The following is a 22,201-nucleotide window of genomic DNA, read 5'->3' as shown; positions in this document are numbered from 1 at the left end:
TCCTCGCAAGAAGTCATCAGCGCATCAACCAGCCGCCCGCGACATCAACCACCTGGCCGGTAATGAAGTCGCTTTCGCTTGACGTGAGAAAACACGCCGCCCTTGCCACCTCAAGCGGTGTGCCCAGCCTGCGCAGCGGTGTCTCGTCGACCACGGCTTGATTGGCCTGGGCCGATACGGTCTTGAGCAATGGCGTTTCGATTCGTCCCGGTGCCAGCGCATTGGCGGTGACACCGAACGGCCCGAGTTCGCCGGCCAAGTGGCGGGTAAAGCCGATGATTGCGGCTTTGGTCGCACTGTAGTGCGCTGCGACAATCGGCAAGAACGCGCTGCCCGCCACCGAAGACATATTGACGATGCGCCCGAACCGGCGCTCGACCATGCCGGGCGCGAGCACTCGCACCAGGTTGAAGGAGCCATTGAGGTTGATATCGACCACCCGCTGCCACTCATCCGGTGCCATGGTCCAGATCGGCGCGGGTGCGCCGTGGTGTTTCGGCGAAATGCCGGCGTTGTTGATCAAGGTATCGATGGGGCCGAGCTCACCTTGCACGCGCTCGCATGCAGCAGCGCAGTCTTGAAAACTCGCGACATCAGCCTGCGCCCACGCGACCGCAAAACCCGCATCACGCAACGCCCCGGCCTGCTGTTGCACCTTGTCGGCATCAGCGTCGAGCAGCGCCACGGCTGCACCTTCTTCGCAATACAACCGCGCGATCGCCGCACCGATGCCGCCACCGGCACCGGTGACCAATACGGTGCGCCCGGCGTGTCTGGAATGAGTCATGAGCTGTTCTCACTTGCAGATGAATGGACTGGGTCAGAGCCCCAGATAAGCACGCTTGACGTGCGGGTTTTCCAGCAGTTCCTGGCCGGTGCCGCTGAGCACCACTTCGCCGTTCTCCAGCACGTAACCTCGATGAGCAATGCGCAGCGTATGAACGATGTTCTGCTCGACGATCAACACGGTGGTGCCCAGCTGGAGAATCCTGTTGATGATCTCGAAGACCTGCGACACCAGCAGCGGCGACAGGCCCAGCGACGGTTCATCAAACATCAACAATTTCGGCTCGGCCATCAGGCCCCGGGCGATGGCGACCATTTGTTGTTCGCCGCCCGACAGTGTCCCGGCGTTCTGATCAAGACGTTCGCGCACCCTCGGAAACAGATCGAGAATATTGTCCAGACGCTGCCTGTAGCCTGCTCGTGCACTGCGTTTGTAGGCGCCCATCAAGAGGTTGTCGCGCACGCTGATGAAGGGAAACAACTGGCGCCCCTCCGGTATCAGCGTCAGGCCCGCGTCGACAATCTGATCGGGGCGATTGCCATCGATGCGCTGGCCTTCGAATTCGATCGTGCCTTGGGACGGTGTGACGATGCCGCACAAGCTGCGCAGGGTCGTGGTTTTGCCGGCGCCGTTGGCGCCGACGATGGTCACCACCTCACCGGCATTGACCTCGAACGACACGCCACGAAGGATCTCCGTACCGCCATAGCCGCTGTGGACGTTGTCGAGTTTAAGCATGGCTGTACTCCTTACCGAGGTAGGCTTCGATAACCTGAGGATCGTTGATCACATCGTGAGGCGCGCCCTGCATCAGCAGCGTGCCGGAACTGATCACGACGATGCGGTCAGAAAGGCTCATGGTGGCTTGCATCAGGTGCTCGATCATCAACACGCTGACGCCCGAATCACGCACCCGGCGAATCACTGCGATGGCCTTGGCAACATCCGTCGGGTTGAGGCCGGCCATGACTTCGTCGAGCAACAGGATGCGCGGGCGGGTCGCCAGAGCGCGGGCCATTTCCAGGCGCTTCATGCCGCCGACCGTCAGGTTGCGCGCCCGGGTGTCGAGCAGCGCGGTGAGTTCGGTCAGCTCGGCGACTTGCTCGGCGATCGCCCTCGCCTCCTTCGCGTCGGCGGTGTGCATGAATGCACCGAGCATGATGTTTTCGCAGACACTCAAATCAGCGAATGGCTGCACGATCTGAAAGGTTCGGCCAATGCCTGCCCGGGCGAACTCGGCCGGGCTGTTCGGGGTGACCCAGTCGCCATTGAGCAGGCGCACTTTCACTTGGCCTTTGGATGGCAGAAGAAACCCGGAGAGCTGGTTGAACACCGTAGTTTTGCCGGCGCCGTTCGGGCCGATCACACCCACGATTTCGCCTTCGGCCAAGCTCAGCGAAACATCGTTGGTGGCGTGCAGTCCGCCAAAGAACTTGTGCAGGTTTTCTGCGACCAGAACCGGCTCACCGTGCGTGGCCGAGTGGGCTTGCGCCAAGGTCGGCCCGATCGGTGCTTCTGTATTTGCCATCGAACGACGGCCGCCGGGCAATGAGTCGATCCAGCCAAATATCCGGGCCCCAAAACGCCCCACCACGCCTTGCGGAATAGTCAGCACCACCACGACCAGCACGATGCCATAGACCAGACCGTGCACCCCGCTGCCCAGATCGCCAAGCCAGCCGCGTGCCAGTTCAGCCAGCGGCAGCACCAGCAAAGTGCCGATCAGCGGTCCCGATACCGTGCCCAGTCCACCAATCAACGCGAACATGGCGATCTGAATCGACATCTCGAGAGAGAACATCGAGCCGGGTTCGATGAAGGTCAGGTACATCGCATGAAAGCTGCCGACCAGGCTGGTGATAAATGCGGACAACACTACGGCGATCAGCTTGACCTTGACCGAGTTCACGCCCACCGCATGGGCGGCGTCTTCACGCTCACGCACGGCGATCAGGTAATAACCCAGTCGGGAATTCTTGATCTTCCACGACACTGCCAATGTGATGAGCAGAAAGGCGAAGGCAATCAGCAGGTATGGCCAGCGCGGGCGGAACAACATCCACTCGAAACCGAGCTTCAGCGGTACGCCCAGCCCCGCCGCACCACCGGTCACGTCATGCTGATTGATCGCCACCAGACGCACGACCTCCAGCACCGCAATGGTCGCCAAGGCAAAAAACGGCCCGCGCAATCTGAAGCATGGCCAACTGATCAACACCGCGACAATCGACGACAGGATTGCGCCAGCGAACATGCCGATCCATGGACTGATGCCCAGTTTCATCATCAGCAGCGTCGTCGTGTAAGCGCCCACCCCGTAGAACACGGCATGCCCCAACGACAGCTGGCCGGCAAACCCGCCGACGATGTTCCAGGCACTGGCCAGTGCCGCATAACTGCATATGAGGATGAACAGGTGATAAACGAACGGCGAGCCAACGCTCAATGGAATGATCAGTAACAGCGCCAGGGCCAGTGCACTGACATAGACACGCGGGTGCAAAATATTCATGAACATCTTCCTCACTCAGACCCGCGACCGGCGCCGAAAAGACCTGTCGGACGAAACACCAGGATGCCCAGGAAAATCGTGAAGTAGACGACCTCCTTGAGGTCCGGCGCGATGTAGTAACCGGCGAGACTGTCGACGATGCCGATCAGCATTGAACCGATCAGTGCGCCGGACAGGCTACCCAGGCCGCCCAGCACCACAATCACAAACGCCGTCAGCACGAAGAAAGTGCCAACGGTTGGAAAGACCGGATATTGCGGAGCGATCAGTCCCGAGGCGACGCCCAGGCAGGCGCAACCCAGGCCGAAGGCAAACACATAGATGTTTTTGACGTTGACCCCCATCAGTTGCGCCGCGTTGCGATGCTGTGCAGTAGCGCGGACAGCCCGGCCGAGAAATGTGTTCTGCAAAAACCAGTGCAGCCCCGCGACCAGTGCGAGCGACGCGACAAACGTGATCAACTGACCGCTGCTGACGCGAAAGGCGCCGAAGCTGACGGTCGTGGTACCGACGCTGATGTTCTTCACCGTCATGACGTCGGCACCGAAGATCAGCAACGCGCCGTTCATCAGGGCAATCGAGACGCCGACGGTGGCGAAAATCTGGATATGTCCCTCAGCGCCAAGCAACGGCTGAATGATGAAACGCTGCATTGCCGCACCAGCGGCAAACAACAGGATCGTCGCAGGAATGATCGCTATATACGGGTGGATGCCGAAGTGCGAATTCAGCAAATACACGGCATACAGGCCGATCATCAGAAACTCGCCATGGGCGAAGTTGACCACACGCACGATGCCGAAAATCAACGTCAGGCCGATGCTGATGATGGCCAACGTGCCACCGAGCAATAAGCCGTTCAACAGGAGCTGGATGAAAATTTCCACGGTTGGCGCCCTCTTTGCGAGCGAACGAACCCGTGAAGCTCAATGAACAAGCTTCAGCAGATTGCGGGTTCAGCTATCAGGGTTGGTCGGAAAAACGCGCTTGGGCAACGGCAGCTGCCTGGGGGTAAACGGTTTTCAGCAGTCCGTTCTGCCACTGCATGATTGCCGTATTGGCGCGCTGGTTCTGGCCGTTCTTGCCAAACCTGGCACCGATGCCGGCAGCCGTGCCGCCGAGAGGAATATCGATGGTTGCCACCGAGGCACGAATCGCATCGGCGTCCAGCGAAGTACTGTTTTCCATGGCATCGAGGAATATTTTCGCCCCGACATAGTTGATCAGGCTGTGGCCCGAGCGCGGTTCGCTGCCGTAGCGATCCTTGTATGCCTTGGCGAACGCACCGATACCGGGAGCGCCGTTTTCATTGGTCTGGAACTGTGGGAAATCGACATCGAGCACGCCTTCCATATTGGCTGCGCCGACAACCTTGACCGTGTCCTGCATGGAATAGCCGCCGCCGGCGCCGATAACGGCTTTGGGCCTGAAACCGGCTTCGCGGATCTGGCGGAAAAACAGCGTCGTGTCGTTCTGATAACTGGTCTGCAATACCACATCCGCCTGGGCGCCTTTCAAACGCAGGATCAGCGATGAGAGATCGACCGCTTTGGCCGAATACGGTAGTACCTCGACCACATTCAGACCTTGCTCCTGAGCGATTTTTTTCTGAAACCCGGCGATGGTCGTACCGTACAGGGCATCCTCGTGGATGATCGCGACCTTCAATTGTTTCGGATCGACCTTGAGCGATGGGCTGACAATCTCCGTGATGGCGGTGATGGTGCCTTCGGCAAAATTCCTGGCGGTCGGGTTGCTGCGCATCACGTAGCTCAGATCACGCTCAGTGATGTGGTCGGACACCGCACCCAACTCGAAAAATGGCACCCCCGCCATCTCCGTCACCTGCGTAGCCGCAAATGACAGCGCCGAGGAATAGCTGCCAAATACAGCAGTGACGTTCTCAACAGAGGTGAGCCGGCGCGCGGCACCGACCGCTTGTCCCGCATCGACTGCGTCGGCCTTGAGCAATTTGATCGGCTCGCCCTTCAAACCGCCCGAGGCATTTCGTTCGGCGACGGCCAGTTCAAGGCCACGAAAGCTCTCGTCGCCCAGCAACGCCAGGGATCCACTCAGGGGATAAAGCGCACCGATCCTGATGTCCGCGAGCGCGGCAACCGGAGTGGACAGGCAAAGCAGGATGCCGGCAGCTTTCAGCCAGCTTTTCGCGGTAGCCGCCACGGCCACGGCTTCCTCTTGAGCGAGTCTCATTGGATTCATCTCCCGCAGATATTGTTTTTATTGTTCCTTCAAATGATCCGTGCCGAGCACAGACATCGTCGGATTACAGTGGCGATGACACGCAAGTTTCTGCGCCACTGTTTGCAAGAGTACGGCTCGCCGAGATTGGCTGGATATAGCTGAAAAAGCACACCTGCTGTGAATTTGCGGCACAGCTTCTATCGCCGCTGATCAGTCCCAAGGCGCCGGCGACCACGCTTCCACCAGCCTGTCGATGAACAGCCGAATCTTCGGCGACAGGTGTCGCTTGCTCGGGTAAATCACCCGGATCGGCTCGGCAGCCTCGGCGTAATCTGCGAGCAACTGCACGAGCTTGCCACTGCGCAAGTCATCGTTGACCACATAGGATGGCAACGTCGCGATACCGAGGCCTGCGGCAGTCGCCTGATGCAAGGCCTCAGCGCTGTCCATCTGCAGCCGCCCGGCATGAATGACCGGCAAAGGCTGACCATTGACGCGAAAATTCCACGGCAGCAATCGGCCACCGCTGACGAAGTGCAGGCACGCATGCCCGGCGAGATCTTCGGGTGTCTGCGGTGCCGGATGTTCATTCAGATAATTGGGCGAGGCACAGGTGATCATTTGCTGGTAAGCCACCGTGCGCGTGAGTAGCCCGGAGTCTTCCTTGGGCGGACCGATGCGAATCGCCAGATCGAAACCCTCGTCGATCAGGTCGACCAGCCGATCGGAAAATGTCGCGTCGATGGCGAGCGACGGCCAGTCTCTCAAGCAGCGCTCGATGTGCTGCACAACGTGCAGCCGGCCCAGTGCTACCGGCAGGCTCATGCGCAAGCGGCCGCTGGGCGTCGAACGGCGGAACGCCAAAGCCTCTTCGACCTCGTCCAGATCCTGCAAGATGCCCACACATCGCTCATACAGCACCCGACCATCGTCGGTCAGGCTCAGGCTGCGGGTGGTGCGGTTCAGCAGGCGGACCTGCAGACGCGATTCGAGCCGCACGATCGATTTACCGACGGCCGAGCGAGTCAGCCCGAGTTGCCTGGCCGCCGCCGTAAAACTTCCGGTATCCACCGAGGCGACGAAGGCGGCGATGTCGTTCAGGTTATGCAGTTCCATGAGGCCTCCGGGTTTGCATTCAGGCGGATTGGCACCGGTTATGGGGAACCCTATTCCCCAATCATGAGCATAACATCTCGATTAGTTAAGCCATCACCAACGCCTGATCGAGGTCATATGAACACTGAAGTAAAAGCAGCCGTGCAAACCTGGGCCAACAGCCTCAGCGATCTGGTACCCGTGCTCAAGGGCACCGATACCACCACAAAGATGAGCGACATCCGCGATGCCTACGCAAAAATGCTCGGGCAGAATCAGCCGCCGGCTGGCGTGAGGTTTGAAACAGTCGACATGGGCGGCGTGCCCGCTACGCTGGTGACTCCGGATGAGCTCAAGACCGACGCGGTGCTGATGTACATCCACGGTGGCGCCTACATCGTCGGTCGACCTGACGGCTACCACGGCATTGGCGGCAACTACGCAAAAATGCTTGGCGCGCGGGTGTACATGCCGGATTACCGCCTCGCACCCGAGCACCAATTCCCCACCCCCATCAATGACACTTTGCGCGCCTATGAGTGGTTGCTTGAGCAGAGCGTCGTCGCCAGCAAGATTGCCTTCGCAGGCGAGTCGGCGGGTGGCGCGATGGTGGTCAGCGTGATGGTCGCGGCAAAATCCAAAGGCTTGCCATTGCCTGCGGTGGGCTCGTCAATTTCGCCATGGGCCAACCTAGAACACACCGGCGCCTCCATGAGCAATCGTGAAGGCCTTGATCTGCTGAACTCCAAGCCAGTGCTGGACATCCTCGCGCGAGCCTTTCTCGGCGACACCCTGGCCAACCATCCGCTGGCCTCGCCGGTGTTCGCCGACGTCACCGGACTGCCACCGATTCTGGTGCAGATCGGCGAAAACGAACTGATGCTCAGTGACGCCATGCGTCTGGCCAATCACCTGGCGGACAACCGCGTCCGGGTCAATCTTGAAGTGTGGCCCGGCATGTTTCACGCCTGGCATTTCTACGCGGGCATGCTGGCCGAGGGGCAGCAGGCGCTGGAGAGTTCGGTGCGGTTTATCGAGACGGGGTTGACTGAGGCTAATCGCTGACCAAACTGCGTCCGCTGCTGATCGGGGATACTTGTGGCTGTATTGCTCGGCGCCTTGGCGGTATGGTGTGCCGACCGCCGAGGAACCCTGAATGCCGGAAAAACCAACAGCCCCCAACGACACCGCCAGTGCAGCCGACATCGAGCGTGCGATTCTGGCCTTGAACAAAATGGCCGAACGCCTGTGGGGCGACGGACGTGAAGCCGAGGCCAAGGCGCTGCTGGATGCGCTGGATGCGTTGAACCGCGCCCTCGACCGGATCCGCATTGGTGAAAGTCGCAGGGCCGTCACCCTGCACTGAATCAGACCTGATAGAACTCGCGATACCACTGCACGAACGCTTGCACGCCCTGCTCGATCGGCACCTGCGGGCGGAAATCGATGCAGCGTTCCAGCGCCGCCACGTTGGCCCAGGTCTTCAATACATCGCCCTCCTGCATCGGCAGATAACGGCGCTGGGCTTTGATGGCCAGTGCCTGCTCCAGGCATTCGACGAAGCTCATCAGCGCCACCGGACTGCCGCGGCCGATATTCAACAGCCGGTTGGTACCACGCTCGGCGCTGAGTGCGGGCGGTTTGTCGAGCAAGCGCAAAATCGCCTCGACGATGTCATCGATGTAAGTGAAATCCCGCGCCATTTCGCCCTGGTTGTAGAGGTCGATGCCGCGCCCGTGCAGCATGGCTTCGGTGAATTTGAACAGCGCCATGTCCGGCCGCCCCCACGGGCCGTATACGGTAAAGAAGCGCAGGCCGGTGGCTTGCAAACCGTAGAGATGGCAGTAACTGTGGGCGAGCAGTTCGTTGGCACGCTTGGTCGCGGCGTACAACGAAACCGGTTGGTCGACCGGGTCGTCTTCTGCAAACGGCATCCTGGTATTGGCGCCGTACACCGAACTGCTCGAGGCGTAGATCAAGTGCTGCGGCGGATGGCGACGGCAAGCTTCCAATACGTTGAGAAACCCGACCAGATTCGATTGCGCATACGCATCAGGATTGTCCAGCGAGTAGCGCACCCCGGCCTGCGCCGCCAAGTGAACGACGTGTTTGAAGTGGCCGTGTGCGAACAACGCAGTCAACGCAGCCTGATCGACAATGTCCAGCCGATGGAAAGTGAAGTTCGCCAGCGTTTGCAATCTGTACAGACGCGCCTGTTTAAGTTCGACGTCGTAATAAGCGTTGAGATTGTCGACACCAATAACCTCAAAACCCTCGCGGCATAAACGCCTGACGGTGTGATAACCGATAAAGCCTGCTGCGCCCGTCACCAGAACACTCATGATTATCTCGACCCACCGGTTTGACTTAAAGGGGACATATGCGTCTGAACACTTGCCTGCGAACGACGGCAACTATTCATAGACGAGCTTAGTTATCACGACCAGCGGCATCCGACGCAAGGCATTTAAAAGCCGAACTTCTTACGAACCGAAACATGTAAGATTGAAACTAATTTGCTATCACGCCCGCCATCTAAACGCCTCGACTTCAATAACTTGGAAAAGTTTAAAAATTCCGACGAATAATTTTCATCTTTTAAAATCAATGCGTTACGAAACGCTGTCAACGCCAGCGGATGAAAGGTAATGTTTTTGACTGTTAGCAATTGACAGCTTGCGAAGACTGGCCGATAACTTAGCACTGCCCGATGAGCTCGCGCCGACGCGCACTTTTCTGTTCTCTGGCTATTTATGTAATTGGATCCTGAAGGTCGCAACTGCGAACCGTGCGGTAGCTTTGCTTAAACAAAAGCGCGGATTCGTTATAGCCAAGACGGCCATGGATATAACAACAACCCAATCAAGTTGATTCATTTTTGAAACACTTCTTCTGCCAATAAACATTGATGCATCTGGCTCGGCACTTTGCCTTGATCAGCCTACTACCTACTAGCAAGCATGACGGCTCGTCCCACGCTATCGGCCGCCCTGCTTAAACGATCGCTATGTATGGAGTACTCCAGCATGCTAACGGTTTGCCGCAACGGCTCTAACTGGTATTTATTGCAGTGCAAGCCCCGCCAGGATGAACGGGCACAACTCAATCTGCAGCAACAGAACTATTCAACCTTCCGGCCGCAGCTGATGAGCGAGCGCAGTATTCGAGGCAAACGCCAACGAACACTCGAATCGCTGTTTCCCGGCTACGTGTTCATTCAACTGAGCCGCGACGACAACTGGGCGCCGATTCGCTCGACCCGCGGTGTCAGCCGCATCGTTGAATTCAACCATGTACCGGCCCGGGTCGACGAGGATGTGATTGCGCAACTGCGCGAGCGCAGTCAGGAGTCGATCGGCTTTCCTGCCGAGCCGACGCTCAAGCCCGGCGATTCTTTGCAAATCGTCCAGGGTCCACTGTCCCCGCTTGAAGGCGTGTTCCTGTCCATGCAGGGCGACGAGCGCGTGATGATGCTGCTCAATTTCCTCAACCGCCAACAGCACGTCAGCGTCCCGCTGAGTTACCTCGAACGCCAGCGACAATAGTCCGGATCCGCTTCGCCCTGACACCGACCCCCTTCATCCGGAGCGTGATCCATGGCTCTGAAGCCTCGCTGTTCCCTGATTTTAGCCGTCGCCTGCTGCGCACCCGAAGCCTGGAGCGTCGAGCCGCAAGCGATCAATGTCTACGGCTTCGATTTCACCCCGACCTTTGCTTTGTCGGAAAGCTACGACGACAACTTTCGCGAAGTCGAACACGATGTCGAATCGACCATGGTCACCCGCCTGGCGCCGGCCTTCGAGCTCAAGGCCGAGGACCGCAACAGTGCCACGCGGGTGATCTGGGAACCGACCCGCTACATCTATCACAGCGCCTCGGATGCTTCGAATACCGCCCAGCGGCTGCGCGCTGACAGCATCATGGAATTCACCGATCGGCATCGGCTGAAACTCGAAGCCGAGGCGCGCAAATACGAGCGCACCACTTCGACCGCCGTCGACGGCATCAACGACAAGATCGAGAGCCAGCGCGTCGGCGGCGTCTACACCTTCGGCGCGCGCAGTGCGCTGAACCAGATCGACCTCGGGGCCAGTTACGCAAGGCTGCGCTACGACAACTCCGACGGCATCAACGATGACAAGGAACGCGACACCAGCAACCTGACCACCACCTGGTATCACCGCCTCGGCAGCAAGACCCGCAGCCTGCTCGAATACGACCACACCCGCTTCGACTACCTGCAATCGAACAGCCCGCGCAGCAGCCGCTCCGATGCAGTGTTGGCCGGTGCCGAATGGGACATGACGGCGAAAACCACCGGCAAGCTGCGCGTCGGCTACGAGCGCAAGAACTTCGACCAGAGCGGTTCCGACGACCTGAGCAACCCCACCTGGCAAGTGGATCTGGCGTGGAAACCGCGCACCTACTCGACCTTCACCTTTCTCGCGCGCCAGGCCATGGCCGAGGGCGACGACGGCTCCGACGCGGTGAAGGCCACCTTCACCCAGATCGGTTGGCGCCACGGCTGGACCGAGCGCATCACCACGGTCGCTGAAGCTGGCATGGGCCATTACGTCTACGAAGGCCAGGACCGCAACGACGACCTGCAGGACTACAAACTCGGTGTGAATTACGAAATGCGCCGCTGGCTGGACGTCGAAGTCGCCTACCGCCACCGCGACAACGACTCCGATGCCGACAACGAAAGCTTCACCCGCAATGTTTTCCAGATCACGTTCGACGTCAGTCTTTAGGAGGGTTGGGCCATGCACACGCGCCTGATTTTACTGCTGTTGCTGCTCTGGACAGTGCCCACGGTCGAGGCGGCGGACACCGACACCCATTACCGCCTGGCCGCTGGCGATGTCTTGCGCATCATCGTGTTCGGCGAGCCGGAACTGAGCTTCAAGAAGATCCGCCTCAATGATGCCGGCACGTTCTCCTACCCGTTTCTCGGCGAAATCGTCGCCAAGGGCCTGACGCCCAATCAGGTCGAACAAAAGATCGTCGACGGTCTCAAGCAAGGCTATCTGGTCGATCCGAAAGTCAGCCTCAGCCAGATCGAATACCGCCCGTTTTACATCAACGGCGAGGTGCAGAAGCCCGGCAGCTATCCGTTTCAGCCCGGCCTGACCCTGGAAAAAGCCATCGCCCTGGGTGGCGGCCTGACCGAACGCGCCTCGATGAAACGCGTGACGATCCTGCGCGGCAGTGGCGGCCCACCGGTCACTGAGAACATTTCGCGCACCACCGTCATCGCCCCCGGCGACACCATTTCCATTGCACAAGGCTTTTTCTGATCATGGACAACAGCCCAAGCACCTACCTCGAACGTCCGCTCCAGGGCCACTTGCCAACGCAAGCCGCCGACGAGTCGGACACCCTTGATCTGCTGCATCTGTGGCGGGTGATCTGGTCGGCGAAGTGGAACATCGCCTGGCTGGTGCTGCTCAGTTGCGCGCTGGCCGTGGTGGCGCTGTCGTTCATCACGCCGCAATACGTCGGCAGTGCGACGTTGCTGATCAAGGACAAGACGCCACCGGTGTTGAGTTTTCAGCAGGCCGCCGAATCCGGCGGCGCCACCACCACTGATTACTTGCAGACCCAGCAAGCCCTGCTGCAATCAAGGGAACTGGCCGAGCGCGCCGTGCGCAAACTTGGCCTGACCACTCACCCGGTCACCGATCCACGCCAGCAGGCGCAGAGCTGGTTCACTCCGCGCCAATGGCTGGCGGAGCTAAATCGCGACCAATGGCTGCCATGGCTGGATCTGCTGCCGCCGCCGAAGCCGCCAGCGACCGAAGAGCAAGTGTTCAACGACGTCACGCAAAACCTGATGCTGCACACCAGCGTCAAGTTTGTCGGCAAGAGTCAATTGCTGGAGATCGACGTCGAACTGCCCGACCCGGCACTCGCTGCGGCGGTGGCCAACGCCCTCGCGCAAGGCTTCATCGACAGCCAGCAGGACACCAGCCTGAAGTCTTCGCAAAACAACACCAGCTGGATGAACACCCGCCTGGTCGAACTGCGTGACAACCTGCGCGTGGCCGAAAACAAGTTGCAGGCCTATCGCGAGGAACAGGGTCTGGTCGATGTCGACGGCGTCGCCACCATCAGTGCCAACGAGCTGCAAATGACCGGCAATCGCATGATCGACGCGCGCCGCGACCGTGCTGAAGCGGAGAGCCAGTTCCGTCAGGCGCAAGCCCTTAGCAACGGCGACATCAGTCGTTTGTCGAGCGTTCCGGCAGTGCTGAGTAACCCGCTGATTCAGCAGTTCCAGGGCGATCTGGCCAAGGCCCAGGCCAAAGTCGAGGAGTTGTCCGGCCGTTATGGGCCCAAGCACCCGGCGCTGATTTCTGCCCGATCCGAACAACGGACGGCGGCCAATAGCCTGCGCCTGCAAGTGCAGCAAGTGGTCGCCGGCATCGAGCGCCAGTATCAACTGGCGGTGGCCAGCGAAGACGCGCTGCGCAAATCCTTTAACAGCAACAAGGCGCAGATTCAGGACATTTCGCGCAAGGAATTCCAGCTACGCGAATTCCAGCGTGAAGTCGACAGCACCCGAGCGCTCTACGAAACCTTCGTCACCCGCCTCAAGGAAACCGCCGCCACCTCGGACATGGACTCGGCCAAGGCGCGCATCGTCGACCCAGCGATCGCGCCGCTGGAAGCGAGCAAACCGCGCAAGAATCTGATCCTCGCCATTGTCGCGCTGGTGGCTGCGGTCGTCGGCGTCGCCCTCGCCTTTCTCTTCGACACGCTGAGCAACACCTTCAAGACTGACGACACCGTCGAGAGCCTGCTCAATGTGCCGCTGCTCAGCGTCGTGCCGCTGGTGATGAAAAAGAGCCGGCGGCAGTTGGCGCGGCTGTTCGAGGACAACGACCACCCGCGCTTCTGCGAAACCATACGTAACCTGCGCACCTGGCTGATGCTGCAAAACAACGAACGGCCGGCGCAGGTGGTGCTGGTCACGTCCTCGGTGTCCGGCGAAGGCAAAAGCACCATCGCCAACAATCTCGCCTCGTCGCTGGCGCCACTGGAACGGGTGCTGCTGATCGATGCCGACATGCGTCAGCCGACACTGTCGCTGAACTTCGATTTCCCGCCGCAGAGCCCAGGCCTCGCCAACCTCATGGCTGGCACCGCGCGGCTGGAAGACTGCATCCGCAGCGTCGGCAATCTCGACATGCTCCCGGCCGGCTGCCTGTCGCCATCGGGGCTGGACCCATTCGATGCACCACGGCTCAAAGCCTCGAGCAGTTCGAGCAACGCCGTGGCGCCCGCGCAGGATTTGCTCAGCTCGCCGCGCCTCGGCCGGCTGTTGCAGATTCTCAAGTCGCGCTACCGGCACATCATCATCGATTCGCCGCCCGCCGAAATCGTCAGTGACGCGCTGTTGCTGGCGCAGCATTCCGACGCGGTGATCTACGTGGTCAAGGCGCAGAGCACGCCGGTCGGCCAGGTGCGCAAGAGCATTGCCGTGTTGCAGCAGAGCCAGGCGCCGGTGTTCGGCGTGGTGCTCAATCAGGTCGATCTGCGCAAGGCGCGCAAGTACGGCCATGGCCATTCCCGCTCCTTCTACGACTACGACTTCGCCCCGCGCTGATCCCCCGGGCCGTGCCGCCCGGCAGCAGCCTTTTCTTCCCTGTTCGACGAATCGGAGATCGCGCCGATGACCTCGCAATATTCCGCGCAAATGGCACACCGTCGCGGCCTCACCTTCTGGGTGCAATGGCTGTGCGCAATGACCCTGGTCAACCTGTTGCTGATCGTGCTGGTGCACTGGCGCATCGGCGAGTTGCCCAGTGAATATCGGCTGCTGATCATCCTCACGGTGCTTGGCTCGATGCCGGTCTACGGCCTGGTGCAGGTCTACCACAAGCGCCATGGCCTGCTGGTCGGGCTGGGGCGGTTGCTGGCCGGCTGGCTGATTCTGCTCGGGCTGCTGATGAGCATCGCCTTCGTCACCCAGACCAGCGCGTTGTTCTCGCGGCAAGTGGTGATTGTCTGGGCCGTGGTGGGTTTTCTCGCCCAGGCGGCGACGTTTCTGCCGCTACACCTGTTCGTGCGTCTTTACACCAAGATGATCTGCAACGAGCGCCGCGCGGTGATCATCGGCACCTGCCCGACCGCCCATGAACTGGCGCGCAAACTGCTCGACCCGGATCGTGCGCTGCTGCTGGGCTTTGTCGCGGCGAAAGCCGACAGCGGCCCGGCGCCGAGCATCCTGCCGCTGCTCGGCGAGGTCGAGGACATTCGCGAAATCATCACCCGCTTGCAGGCGCGGCGCGTATACATCGTGCTGCCGATGGCCGAGGCAGCGACCATCGAAGCGCTGTACATCAACCTGCTCGACATGAACGTCGACGTGGTGTGGATTCCGGATCTGGGCAGCATGGTCTTGCTCAATCATTCGATCTCCGAGATCGAGCGGATGCCGGCGATTTACCTCAACGAAAGCCTGCTCACCTCGCACCCCGGCAGCCTGTTCTGCAAGGATCTGTTCGAACGCAGCGTCGCAGCGGTCGCGCTGATTCTGCTCAGCCCGCTGCTGCTCGGCGTCGCCATCGCGGTCAAGCTGACCTCGCCGGGGCCGGTGCTGTTCAAGCAGAACCGCCATGGCTGCGACGGCGAAGTAATCCGCGTGTGGAAATTCCGCTCGATGCGCGTGCACGACGATCAGCAAGTGCGTCAGGCCACCCGCGACGACGACCGCGTCACACCGCTGGGACGCTTTCTGCGACGCAGCTCGATCGATGAGCTGCCGCAGCTATTCAACGTGCTGTTCGGCCACATGGCGCTGGTCGGCCCGCGCCCACACGCGGTTACCCACAACATCTATTACACCGGCAAGGTGCGCGCCTACATGGCGCGGCATCGGCTCAAGCCTGGCATCACCGGGCTGGCGCAGATCACCGGCCATCGCGGCGAAACCGAGACCGTGGAAAAGATGCAGCGCCGGGTCGCCCAGGACCTCAATTACATCAATCAATGGTCGCTGTGGCTGGACATCAAGATCCTCCTGAAGACGCCCTTCACCCTGTTCTCGAAAAACATCTACTGACAGCGGCCAGCGCTCTGGCCCACCCCGCCACGCATGAGGTTTTCCCATGAATGTGAGTGTATTCGGTATCGGTTATGTCGGACTGGTCCAGGGCGCCGCGCTGGCCGAGGTCGGCCACAACGTGCTGTGTGTGGATGTCGACGCGGCCAAGGTGCAGGCCTTGAATGACGGCAGCCTGCCCATCTACGAGCCGGGCCTGAAAAGCCTGGTGCGGGAAAATCATCACAGCGGCCGCCTGCAATTCGGCAGTGATCTGGCCGCCGCCGTAAGGCACGGCGACGTGTTGCTGATTGCCGTCGGCACCCCGCCGGACGAGGACGGTTCGGCCGATCTTAAGCATGTCCTCAGCGTCGCACGCACCATCGGTGAGCACCTGCGCGGCGAGCAGATCATCGTCGACAAATCCACGGTGCCGGTGGGCACGGCGGACCGGGTGCGCGAGACCATCAACGCCATCCTCGGCGAAAGCGGCCGTGGTGGACTGACCTTCGATGTGGTTTCCAATCCGGAATTTCTCAAGGAAGGTTGCGCGGTCGACGACTGCATGCGCCCCGACCGGATCATCATCGGCACCGACAGCCCGCGCGCCGAAGCGCTGATGCGCGAGCTGTACGAACCGTTCAATCGCAACCGCGAAAAAATCATCGTCATGGATGTGCGCAGCGCCGAGCTGACCAAGTACGCGGCCAACTGCATGCTCGCGACGAAGATCAGTTTCATGAACGAAATGGCCGGGCTCGCCGAAAAACTTGGGGCCGACATTGAAATGGTCCGCCACGGCATCGGCTCGGATCCACGCATCGGCTATCAGTTCATCTACCCCGGCATCGGTTACGGCGGCTCGTGTTTTCCCAAGGATGTGCGGGCGCTGATCCACGCCGCCCACGGCGTCGACATCGATGCGCGCCTGCTCCGCGCAGTCGAGTCGCGCAACAACGAGCAGAAAAGCACGCTGTTCCACAAGATCGCCGAGCACTTCAACGGCGCGCTGGAAGGCAAAACCTTTGCGCTATGGGGCTTGAGCTTCAAGCCCAATACCGACGACATGCGCGAAGCCCCCAGCCGCGTGCTGATGGAGGCGTTATGGCGTGCCGGCGCCAATGTGCAGGCATTCGACCCGAAAGCCATGGAGCAGGCGCAGCAGCTCTACGGCCCGCGCGACGACCTGACCCTGGCCGGGACCAAGGAGGCGGCGCTGAAAAATGCCGACGCATTGGTGATCGTCACCGAGTGGCAATCGTTTCGCGCACCGGACTTCGAATTGCTCGCCCGCCAGTTGAAAAATCCGCTGATCTTTGACGGGCGCAACCTGTTCGATCCGCAACGCCTCAGCGCACGCGGCTTCACCTACATCAGCGTCGGCCGGCCGACCTGCGCGGCTGAAGCACAGGATCTCGCGTCATGATCCGCCTGGAATTGCTCGACCGTTATTCGCCGGCGCTGTTGGAATCGAACCGGGCGTTCTCCTTTCTCAACTTCGCCTCGGTCGGCAGTTTCATCCGCCAGCCGCCGCCGTCGCTGGCGTATTTCTGCGACGGCATGCTGATGTCCGGGTTCATGTCGCGCATCACCGGGCGCGCGGTGCAACGGGTCAGTTTCGATTTCACCTCGATTGCCGACCCGGTGTTGCGCGAGTCCGAGCAGCGCGGCAAGCGCGTGTATGTGGTCGGCGCGCAGCAGGCGGAGCTTGATCGTTTCGTCGACAAGCTCGGCATGCAGTACCCACGCCTGCAACTGGTCGGCGCGCACAACGGTTATTTCGACGCCGAACAAGGTGCGGCAATTCAAGCTGACATCCGCCGACAGCGGACCAACCTGCTGCTGGTCGGCCTTGGCGCCGGCCTGCAGGAGCGCTTTGTCCTCCAAGCGCTGCGCGGTGGTTTCAGCGGCGTGGCGTTCACCTGCGGCGGTTTCATTCGTCAGGAGGCCAATGCCAGCGAGCGTTACTACCCCGACGCGATCAATCGCCTGCACCTGCGCGCCTTCTACCGCATGTACCGCGAGCCGCACACGATCAAGCGTTACCTGCTCGACTACCCGAGCAATGCCCTGCGCCTGACCGAACTGATTCTGCGCCAGCAAGTGGCAATCAATGTCACTGCCCCATGAGGATTGTGCCGATGCATATTCTGTTCACGCTCAAGGATTACCAGACTGGCGGCGGCGTCGAGTGCGTGCAGCAACGCCTCGCCGAGCAGTTTCTGGCGGACGGTCGACGGGTGAGTTTTTTCGTCATGAACGGCGACTCGCCCAATGTCGACGGCGCGCCGAGCATGGCCGGTGGCGGCAGCGGGCTCGCGGGCTGGCTGAGATCGATCGTGCTGCTGCGCCGCATGATTCGCCGCGAAGGCGTGACGCACCTGATCGGCGCTAAGGAACAGGCCAATCTGTGCACCTGGTTCGCCACCTTGGGCAGTCCCTGCAAAGTCATTTACACCCGCCATGCCGCGCTGGATTGCGCCGAGCAGAACACCGGGCGCGCCAGCCTGCGGCTGTTGTACGCGCTGTACCTGTGCGGTAGCGGCAAGGTGGTCGCGGTGTCCCACGGTCTGCGCCAGTCGCTTGCCGGATTGATGCCGTGGGGGCGACCGCGCATCCGTTATTGCCCGAACGCAGTGATCAGCGAACAACTGATGCGCGCGGCACAAGCGCCGCTGCCCGGTGGCGTGCCCCATCATTACTGGCTGGGGATCGGCCGACTGGTGGACACCAAGGGCTTTGATCTGCTGCTCGAAGCCTATGCGCTGGCGGCGCAACAACGCCCGCTGCCGTATCTGTTGATTGCCGGCGACGGCCCGTTGCGCGCTCAGCTTGAAGCGCAGGCGCAACGGCTGGGTATTGAACGTCTGGTGCATTTCACCGGGCATCTGCGCAATCCCTATCCGTTGATCCGCCATGCGCAGGTGTTGGTGCTCAGTTCATTGCACGAAGGCTTGCCGACGGTACTGGTCGAGGCGCTGGCGTTGGGGACCGCTGTGATTTCCTCCGATTGCGGCAGCGGTCCGCGCGAGTTGCTCGATGACGGACGCCTCGGCCGTCTGGTCCGTGTCAATGATGTTCCGGCACTGGCCGAGGCAATGCTCGACAGTCTGGCCAGTCGCGAACCTGCGACACCGGCTCGACGTTCAGTCAGCGAAGCGATCCTGCCCTATACCAGCCAATACGCCGCCCAGGCCTATTACCAGGTGTGGAACCGATGAAAAAGCTGCTGATCATCCTCCAGGACCTCGGCGCCGGTGGCGCGGAGAAAATGATGGTGCGCCTCGCCGGTGCCTTGGTCGAGGCCGGCAACGAAGTGACGCTGCTGATGCTCACCGGTGCCGGCATCAATCAACCGGCGCTCGACCCACGGGTCAGGCAAGTGCTGCTCGACAGCCCGCGCAGCGCCGCCGCCGTACCCGCTTTGATGCGCTTTTTGCGCAGCAACCGCTACGACGCGCAACTGGCGGTGCTCACTCACGTCAACGTCGTGGCGATTGCCGCCGCCGCACTGTCCGGTACCCTGGCGCGGCTGCATGTCAGCGAGCGCAATGCCTTTTCGCGGGACAAGCACGTCAACCCGGCCCTGTCGGTCAAGCTCGCCTACTGGCTGGCGCCGTGGCTGTACCGGCTGATTCCCAACCCGGTTATCTGCGTGTCGAAAGGCGTTGCCGAAGACCTGGTCGACACCACCATCGCCCGCCCGCGCGATGTGACCACCGCTGACAACCCGGTGCTCGACAACGATTTTCGCGACAAACCAGCTGCCGCGCCCAGCCATCCCTGGCTGAAGGACAAAACCACTCCGGTGATCGTCGCCGTGGGTCGGCTAGCGCAGCAAAAGGGCTTTGACACTTTGATCGACGCCTTCGCCCGCCTGCCCCAAGGCGATGCGCGGCTGATCATTTTCGGCGAAGGCGCCTTGCGCGGCGAACTGCTGGCCCAAGCGACCTCGCTCGGCGTAGCACAGCGTTGCGACCTGCCGGGGTATGCCAGCGACCCCATCGCCGAAATCGCTCGGGCCGATTGTTTTGTCTTGTCGTCGCGTTTCGAAGGCAGCCCCAACGCCTTGGTCGAAGCCCTGTCGACCGGCACGCCGGTAGTGGCGACACGCTGCCCGTATGGCCCACAGGAAATTCTCGGCGATGGCGCCGTTGCGCCCTTGGTCGAGGTCGACGACCCCGCCGCGCTCGCCGAAGCGATCAGCCAACAATTGGCCACGCCGCGAGCCGTACATCGCCAGCGCCGCATCGAGGCTGCCTCGCGCTTTGTCAATGCTCGCGCGGTGCAGACCTACCTCAAGGCGTTACTCGGGAGGCGCTGAGATGAACCGCCTGCAAGTGCGTTATTCGACGCTGGCCGACGCCTTCACCCTGTTCGGCGTGCTGTTTTATACCCAGGTGATCGGCTTTTTTCTGCGCTTGGGCAACGTCAGCACGCTGGACGATGCCCAGCAGGACCTGGAAGGCAATCTGGCCAATCAGGTCTGCGGCTTGCTGACCTTGCTGGTGCCGCTGTTTTTCTTCATTCGCCACAAGGTGTTCCTCAGCAAGAGCTTCTACCGGCAAAACCTGTTTCTGCTGCTGTTTCTGGGCTGCGTGGCGGCGTCGATCAGTTGGTCGAGCGAGCCGATGCTCAGCTTCAAGCGTTTCGTCGCGCTGCTCAGCGTGGTGTTCTTTGCCGGCTTCATTGCCTGGCGCTACAGCCTGGAACGCATCGCTTTTCTGTTCGGCTGTGTGATCGGCGCGGCGGCGTTGGTCGGCCTGATCTTCGCCCTGATTCGCCCGGACATCGCCTTTATTTCCGGAGGCATTCGCGACGGTGCGTTTCGCGGCGTGTTCGCGGAAAAAAATGCCGGCGCGCGCCTTAATGCCATCGCGATTCTGTTGCTGCTACCGATGATCCGCCAGCGCAATCCAATGGCCATGCTCTACGGCCTGTTCGCGTTGATCGCCATCGGTCTGGCGCAGTCGGCCACGGCGATTGCCTTGATCGTCGCCGGCACCGCCAGTTATGCGTACTTCATCACCCTGATCCGCTTGCGCATCAACCGCTCACTGTTGGCGTTCATGGCTGCAACGCTGGTGTTCTTCCTCTTGTGCGGCGTGCTCTACGCCAACTACGCCATGCTGCTGGAACTGGTGGGCCGCGACCCGTCGCTCACCGACCGCACGCTGATCTGGGAGCTGCTGCAGCCGCTGATCGACGCACAATTTCTCAAGGGCTACGGCTTCGGTGCGTTCTGGGCCAGTGGCGATGCCGATGCGTTCATCACGCGCTGGGGCTACATCGGCAACGCGCACAGCGGCTACGTCGAAACCCTGCTCAACGGCGGTCTGATCCAGTTGATCGCGCTGCTGCTGATGTTTGCCCAGACTCTGAGCAAGCGCTATCGGGCAATCACGGCGGATCAGTCGGCGCGCTATCAGGCCTGTGCGCTGGTGGTAATCGGCCTGTTCGTGGTGACCAATTACGTCGCCTACGTGATCCCCAACTACCGCTCTGGCGAGTTCCTGATTTTCTGCGTGCTCAGCCTGACCTTCCGCCACCACCTCGTCGCCCGTACCCAGCCGCTGCCAGTCGCCAGCGCCCGGCCGATGCGCGGCACTTTCAGGGAGCAACGCCCATGCTGAATGATCCCTCGGCCGTCACCGTGTGCGTGGTGGTTCCGCTGTACAACGCCGCCGCCAGCATTCAACGCACATTGGATTCGGTGTCTGCACAGACCCGCCTGCCGGACAAAGTCATTGTCGTCGATGACGGCTCCAGCGATGCCGGGCCAGAGATCGTCAAGCACTACGCCGCGCCCTTCCCCATCGTCCTGTTGCAGCAGCCCAATCAAGGCCCGGCGAGTGCGCGCAATCGCGGCGTATTCAGTGCCGAAGAAACCTTTATCGCTTTCCTCGATGCCGATGACCGCTGGCATCCGGAGAAACTGCAAAAACAACTGGCGCTGCACGCGGAGTTGACGCAGCAAGGACGCAAGGTCGGCCTGGTCGATTGCTTTCAGATGAGCGAATTCAGCGACGGCAAACGGCAATTGGAGGATCGCTGCAAACACGGCGAGCACTTTGCCGATTTCATGCGCGAGAACATCATCAACGGCACCTCCGGCGTGCTGGCCGTGCGCGAGATCATCGTCGCCATTGGCGGCTTCGATCAGAGCCTGCGCTTTGCCGAGGATCGCCTGCTGTGGACGCGCATCGCCGAAATCAGCGAGATCCACAGCGTGCCGCAGATTTTGCACTGGCGCGCCGTCAACGCCGCCAACATCACCGCGCAACCGCACAAGTATTACCCGCACAAACTGCGTTTCATCCAGCTGTATCTGGCGCGCTACGGCACCCGGCTGAACAAGCAGCAGCGGATCTATTTCGTTCTCGCCAACCACGCGGAATTTCTCAATGCGTTTTCCCGGCGCGGCGATCATCGACGGGTCATCGAGGTGTTCCGGCAGATGCTCGGGCATTCGTGGCAGACGCTGTTTTTCTTTCAGGGCAAACCGACCCTGCGCTACCTCTACGCCTGCTTCAAAAGCCTGGGTAGAAACAGCTGA

At 60.9% G+C, this 22,201-nt stretch carries 20 protein-coding genes; 13 read left to right on the top strand and 7 right to left on the bottom strand.

Going from position 1 to position 22,201, the window contains the following annotated elements:
- Positions 1 to 16: 16 nt before the first annotated feature.
- The 6 genes from AB4N53_RS05665 to AB4N53_RS05640 all read right to left on the bottom strand — a co-directional run bounded on the left by AB4N53_RS05665 (position 17) and on the right by AB4N53_RS05640 (position 6,617).
- Positions 17 to 787, bottom strand: a complete 771-nt coding sequence (locus AB4N53_RS05665; RefSeq protein WP_460118893.1) for an SDR family oxidoreductase — start codon at positions 785 to 787, stop codon at positions 17 to 19.
- Between the two features lie 33 nt (positions 788 to 820).
- Positions 821 to 1,525, bottom strand: coding sequence for an ABC transporter ATP-binding protein (locus AB4N53_RS05660; RefSeq protein WP_073474647.1), 705 nt, complete (start codon positions 1,523 to 1,525; stop codon positions 821 to 823).
- Complete coding sequence (locus tag AB4N53_RS05655; protein WP_460118891.1) at positions 1,518 to 3,299, bottom strand: branched-chain amino acid ABC transporter ATP-binding protein/permease; 1,782 nt, start codon at positions 3,297 to 3,299, stop codon at positions 1,518 to 1,520. The genes AB4N53_RS05660 and AB4N53_RS05655 overlap by 8 nt, the downstream gene beginning before the upstream one ends.
- 11 nt (positions 3,300 to 3,310) lie before the next feature.
- A complete protein-coding gene (locus AB4N53_RS05650) occupies positions 3,311 to 4,186 on the bottom strand; it encodes a branched-chain amino acid ABC transporter permease (protein WP_073474651.1) in 876 nt (291 codons plus the stop codon).
- A 76-nt stretch (positions 4,187 to 4,262) separates the two neighbouring features.
- Positions 4,263 to 5,510, bottom strand: a complete 1,248-nt coding sequence (locus AB4N53_RS05645) for an ABC transporter substrate-binding protein (RefSeq protein ID WP_056785656.1) — start codon at positions 5,508 to 5,510, stop codon at positions 4,263 to 4,265.
- Positions 5,511 to 5,711: 201 nt separating this feature from the next.
- A complete protein-coding gene (locus AB4N53_RS05640) occupies positions 5,712 to 6,617 on the bottom strand; it encodes a LysR family transcriptional regulator (protein ID WP_460118888.1) in 906 nt (301 codons plus the stop codon).
- A gap of 117 nt (positions 6,618 to 6,734) precedes the next feature.
- Between AB4N53_RS05640 and AB4N53_RS05635 the strand changes: the two genes are divergently transcribed.
- The gene (locus AB4N53_RS05635) at positions 6,735 to 7,661 is read left to right on the top strand and encodes an alpha/beta hydrolase (RefSeq protein WP_460118886.1); all 927 of its coding nucleotides are present in this window, start codon (positions 6,735 to 6,737) and stop codon (positions 7,659 to 7,661) included.
- Positions 7,662 to 7,752: 91 nt separating this feature from the next.
- Complete coding sequence (locus AB4N53_RS05630) at positions 7,753 to 7,962, top strand: hypothetical protein (protein WP_460118884.1); 210 nt, start codon at positions 7,753 to 7,755, stop codon at positions 7,960 to 7,962.
- A gap of 1 nt (position 7,963) precedes the next feature.
- On the opposite strand, the gene AB4N53_RS05625 is transcribed toward AB4N53_RS05630, so the two are convergent.
- The gene (locus AB4N53_RS05625) at positions 7,964 to 8,938 is read right to left on the bottom strand and encodes an NAD-dependent epimerase (protein WP_460118882.1); all 975 of its coding nucleotides are present in this window, start codon (positions 8,936 to 8,938) and stop codon (positions 7,964 to 7,966) included.
- A gap of 684 nt (positions 8,939 to 9,622) precedes the next feature.
- Here AB4N53_RS05625 and rfaH point away from each other — a divergent pair.
- From rfaH to AB4N53_RS05570, 11 genes are all read left to right on the top strand, one after another.
- Entirely contained in the window at positions 9,623 to 10,141 is a 519-nt protein-coding gene (gene rfaH, locus AB4N53_RS05620) for a transcription/translation regulatory transformer protein RfaH (protein WP_460118880.1), read from the top strand.
- 51 nt (positions 10,142 to 10,192) lie between these two features.
- Positions 10,193 to 11,350, top strand: coding sequence for an outer membrane beta-barrel protein (locus AB4N53_RS05615; RefSeq protein ID WP_460118877.1), 1,158 nt, complete (start codon positions 10,193 to 10,195; stop codon positions 11,348 to 11,350).
- Positions 11,351 to 11,362: 12 nt separating this feature from the next.
- On the top strand, positions 11,363 to 11,896 hold the full coding sequence (locus AB4N53_RS05610; RefSeq protein ID WP_375123650.1) for a polysaccharide biosynthesis/export family protein: 534 nt from the start codon (positions 11,363 to 11,365) through the stop codon (positions 11,894 to 11,896).
- A gap of 2 nt (positions 11,897 to 11,898) precedes the next feature.
- Complete coding sequence (locus AB4N53_RS05605; protein ID WP_460118874.1) at positions 11,899 to 14,208, top strand: GumC family protein; 2,310 nt, start codon at positions 11,899 to 11,901, stop codon at positions 14,206 to 14,208.
- A gap of 66 nt (positions 14,209 to 14,274) precedes the next feature.
- Positions 14,275 to 15,666: an undecaprenyl-phosphate glucose phosphotransferase gene (locus AB4N53_RS05600; protein ID WP_281895177.1), complete on the top strand. Its 1,392-nt coding sequence runs from the start codon at positions 14,275 to 14,277 to the stop codon at positions 15,664 to 15,666.
- Between the two features lie 46 nt (positions 15,667 to 15,712).
- Complete coding sequence (locus tag AB4N53_RS05595) at positions 15,713 to 17,071, top strand: UDP-glucose dehydrogenase family protein (protein ID WP_460118872.1); 1,359 nt, start codon at positions 15,713 to 15,715, stop codon at positions 17,069 to 17,071.
- Entirely contained in the window at positions 17,068 to 17,775 is a 708-nt protein-coding gene (locus AB4N53_RS05590; RefSeq protein ID WP_460118870.1) for a WecB/TagA/CpsF family glycosyltransferase, read from the top strand. The genes AB4N53_RS05595 and AB4N53_RS05590 overlap by 4 nt, the downstream gene beginning before the upstream one ends.
- 11 nt (positions 17,776 to 17,786) lie before the next feature.
- Positions 17,787 to 18,866, top strand: coding sequence for a glycosyltransferase (locus tag AB4N53_RS05585; RefSeq protein WP_460118868.1), 1,080 nt, complete (start codon positions 17,787 to 17,789; stop codon positions 18,864 to 18,866).
- On the top strand, positions 18,863 to 19,969 hold the full coding sequence (locus AB4N53_RS05580; RefSeq protein WP_460118866.1) for a glycosyltransferase: 1,107 nt from the start codon (positions 18,863 to 18,865) through the stop codon (positions 19,967 to 19,969). The genes AB4N53_RS05585 and AB4N53_RS05580 overlap by 4 nt, the downstream gene beginning before the upstream one ends.
- A gap of 1 nt (position 19,970) precedes the next feature.
- The gene (locus tag AB4N53_RS05575) at positions 19,971 to 21,278 is read left to right on the top strand and encodes an O-antigen ligase family protein (RefSeq protein WP_460118864.1); all 1,308 of its coding nucleotides are present in this window, start codon (positions 19,971 to 19,973) and stop codon (positions 21,276 to 21,278) included.
- A complete protein-coding gene (locus tag AB4N53_RS05570; RefSeq protein ID WP_460118862.1) occupies positions 21,272 to 22,201 on the top strand; it encodes a glycosyltransferase family 2 protein in 930 nt (309 codons plus the stop codon). The genes AB4N53_RS05575 and AB4N53_RS05570 overlap by 7 nt, the downstream gene beginning before the upstream one ends.

Source organism: Pseudomonas sp. H3_E04 (assembly GCF_054668915.1).
This window is presented reverse-complemented; position numbering and strand designations above follow the sequence as displayed.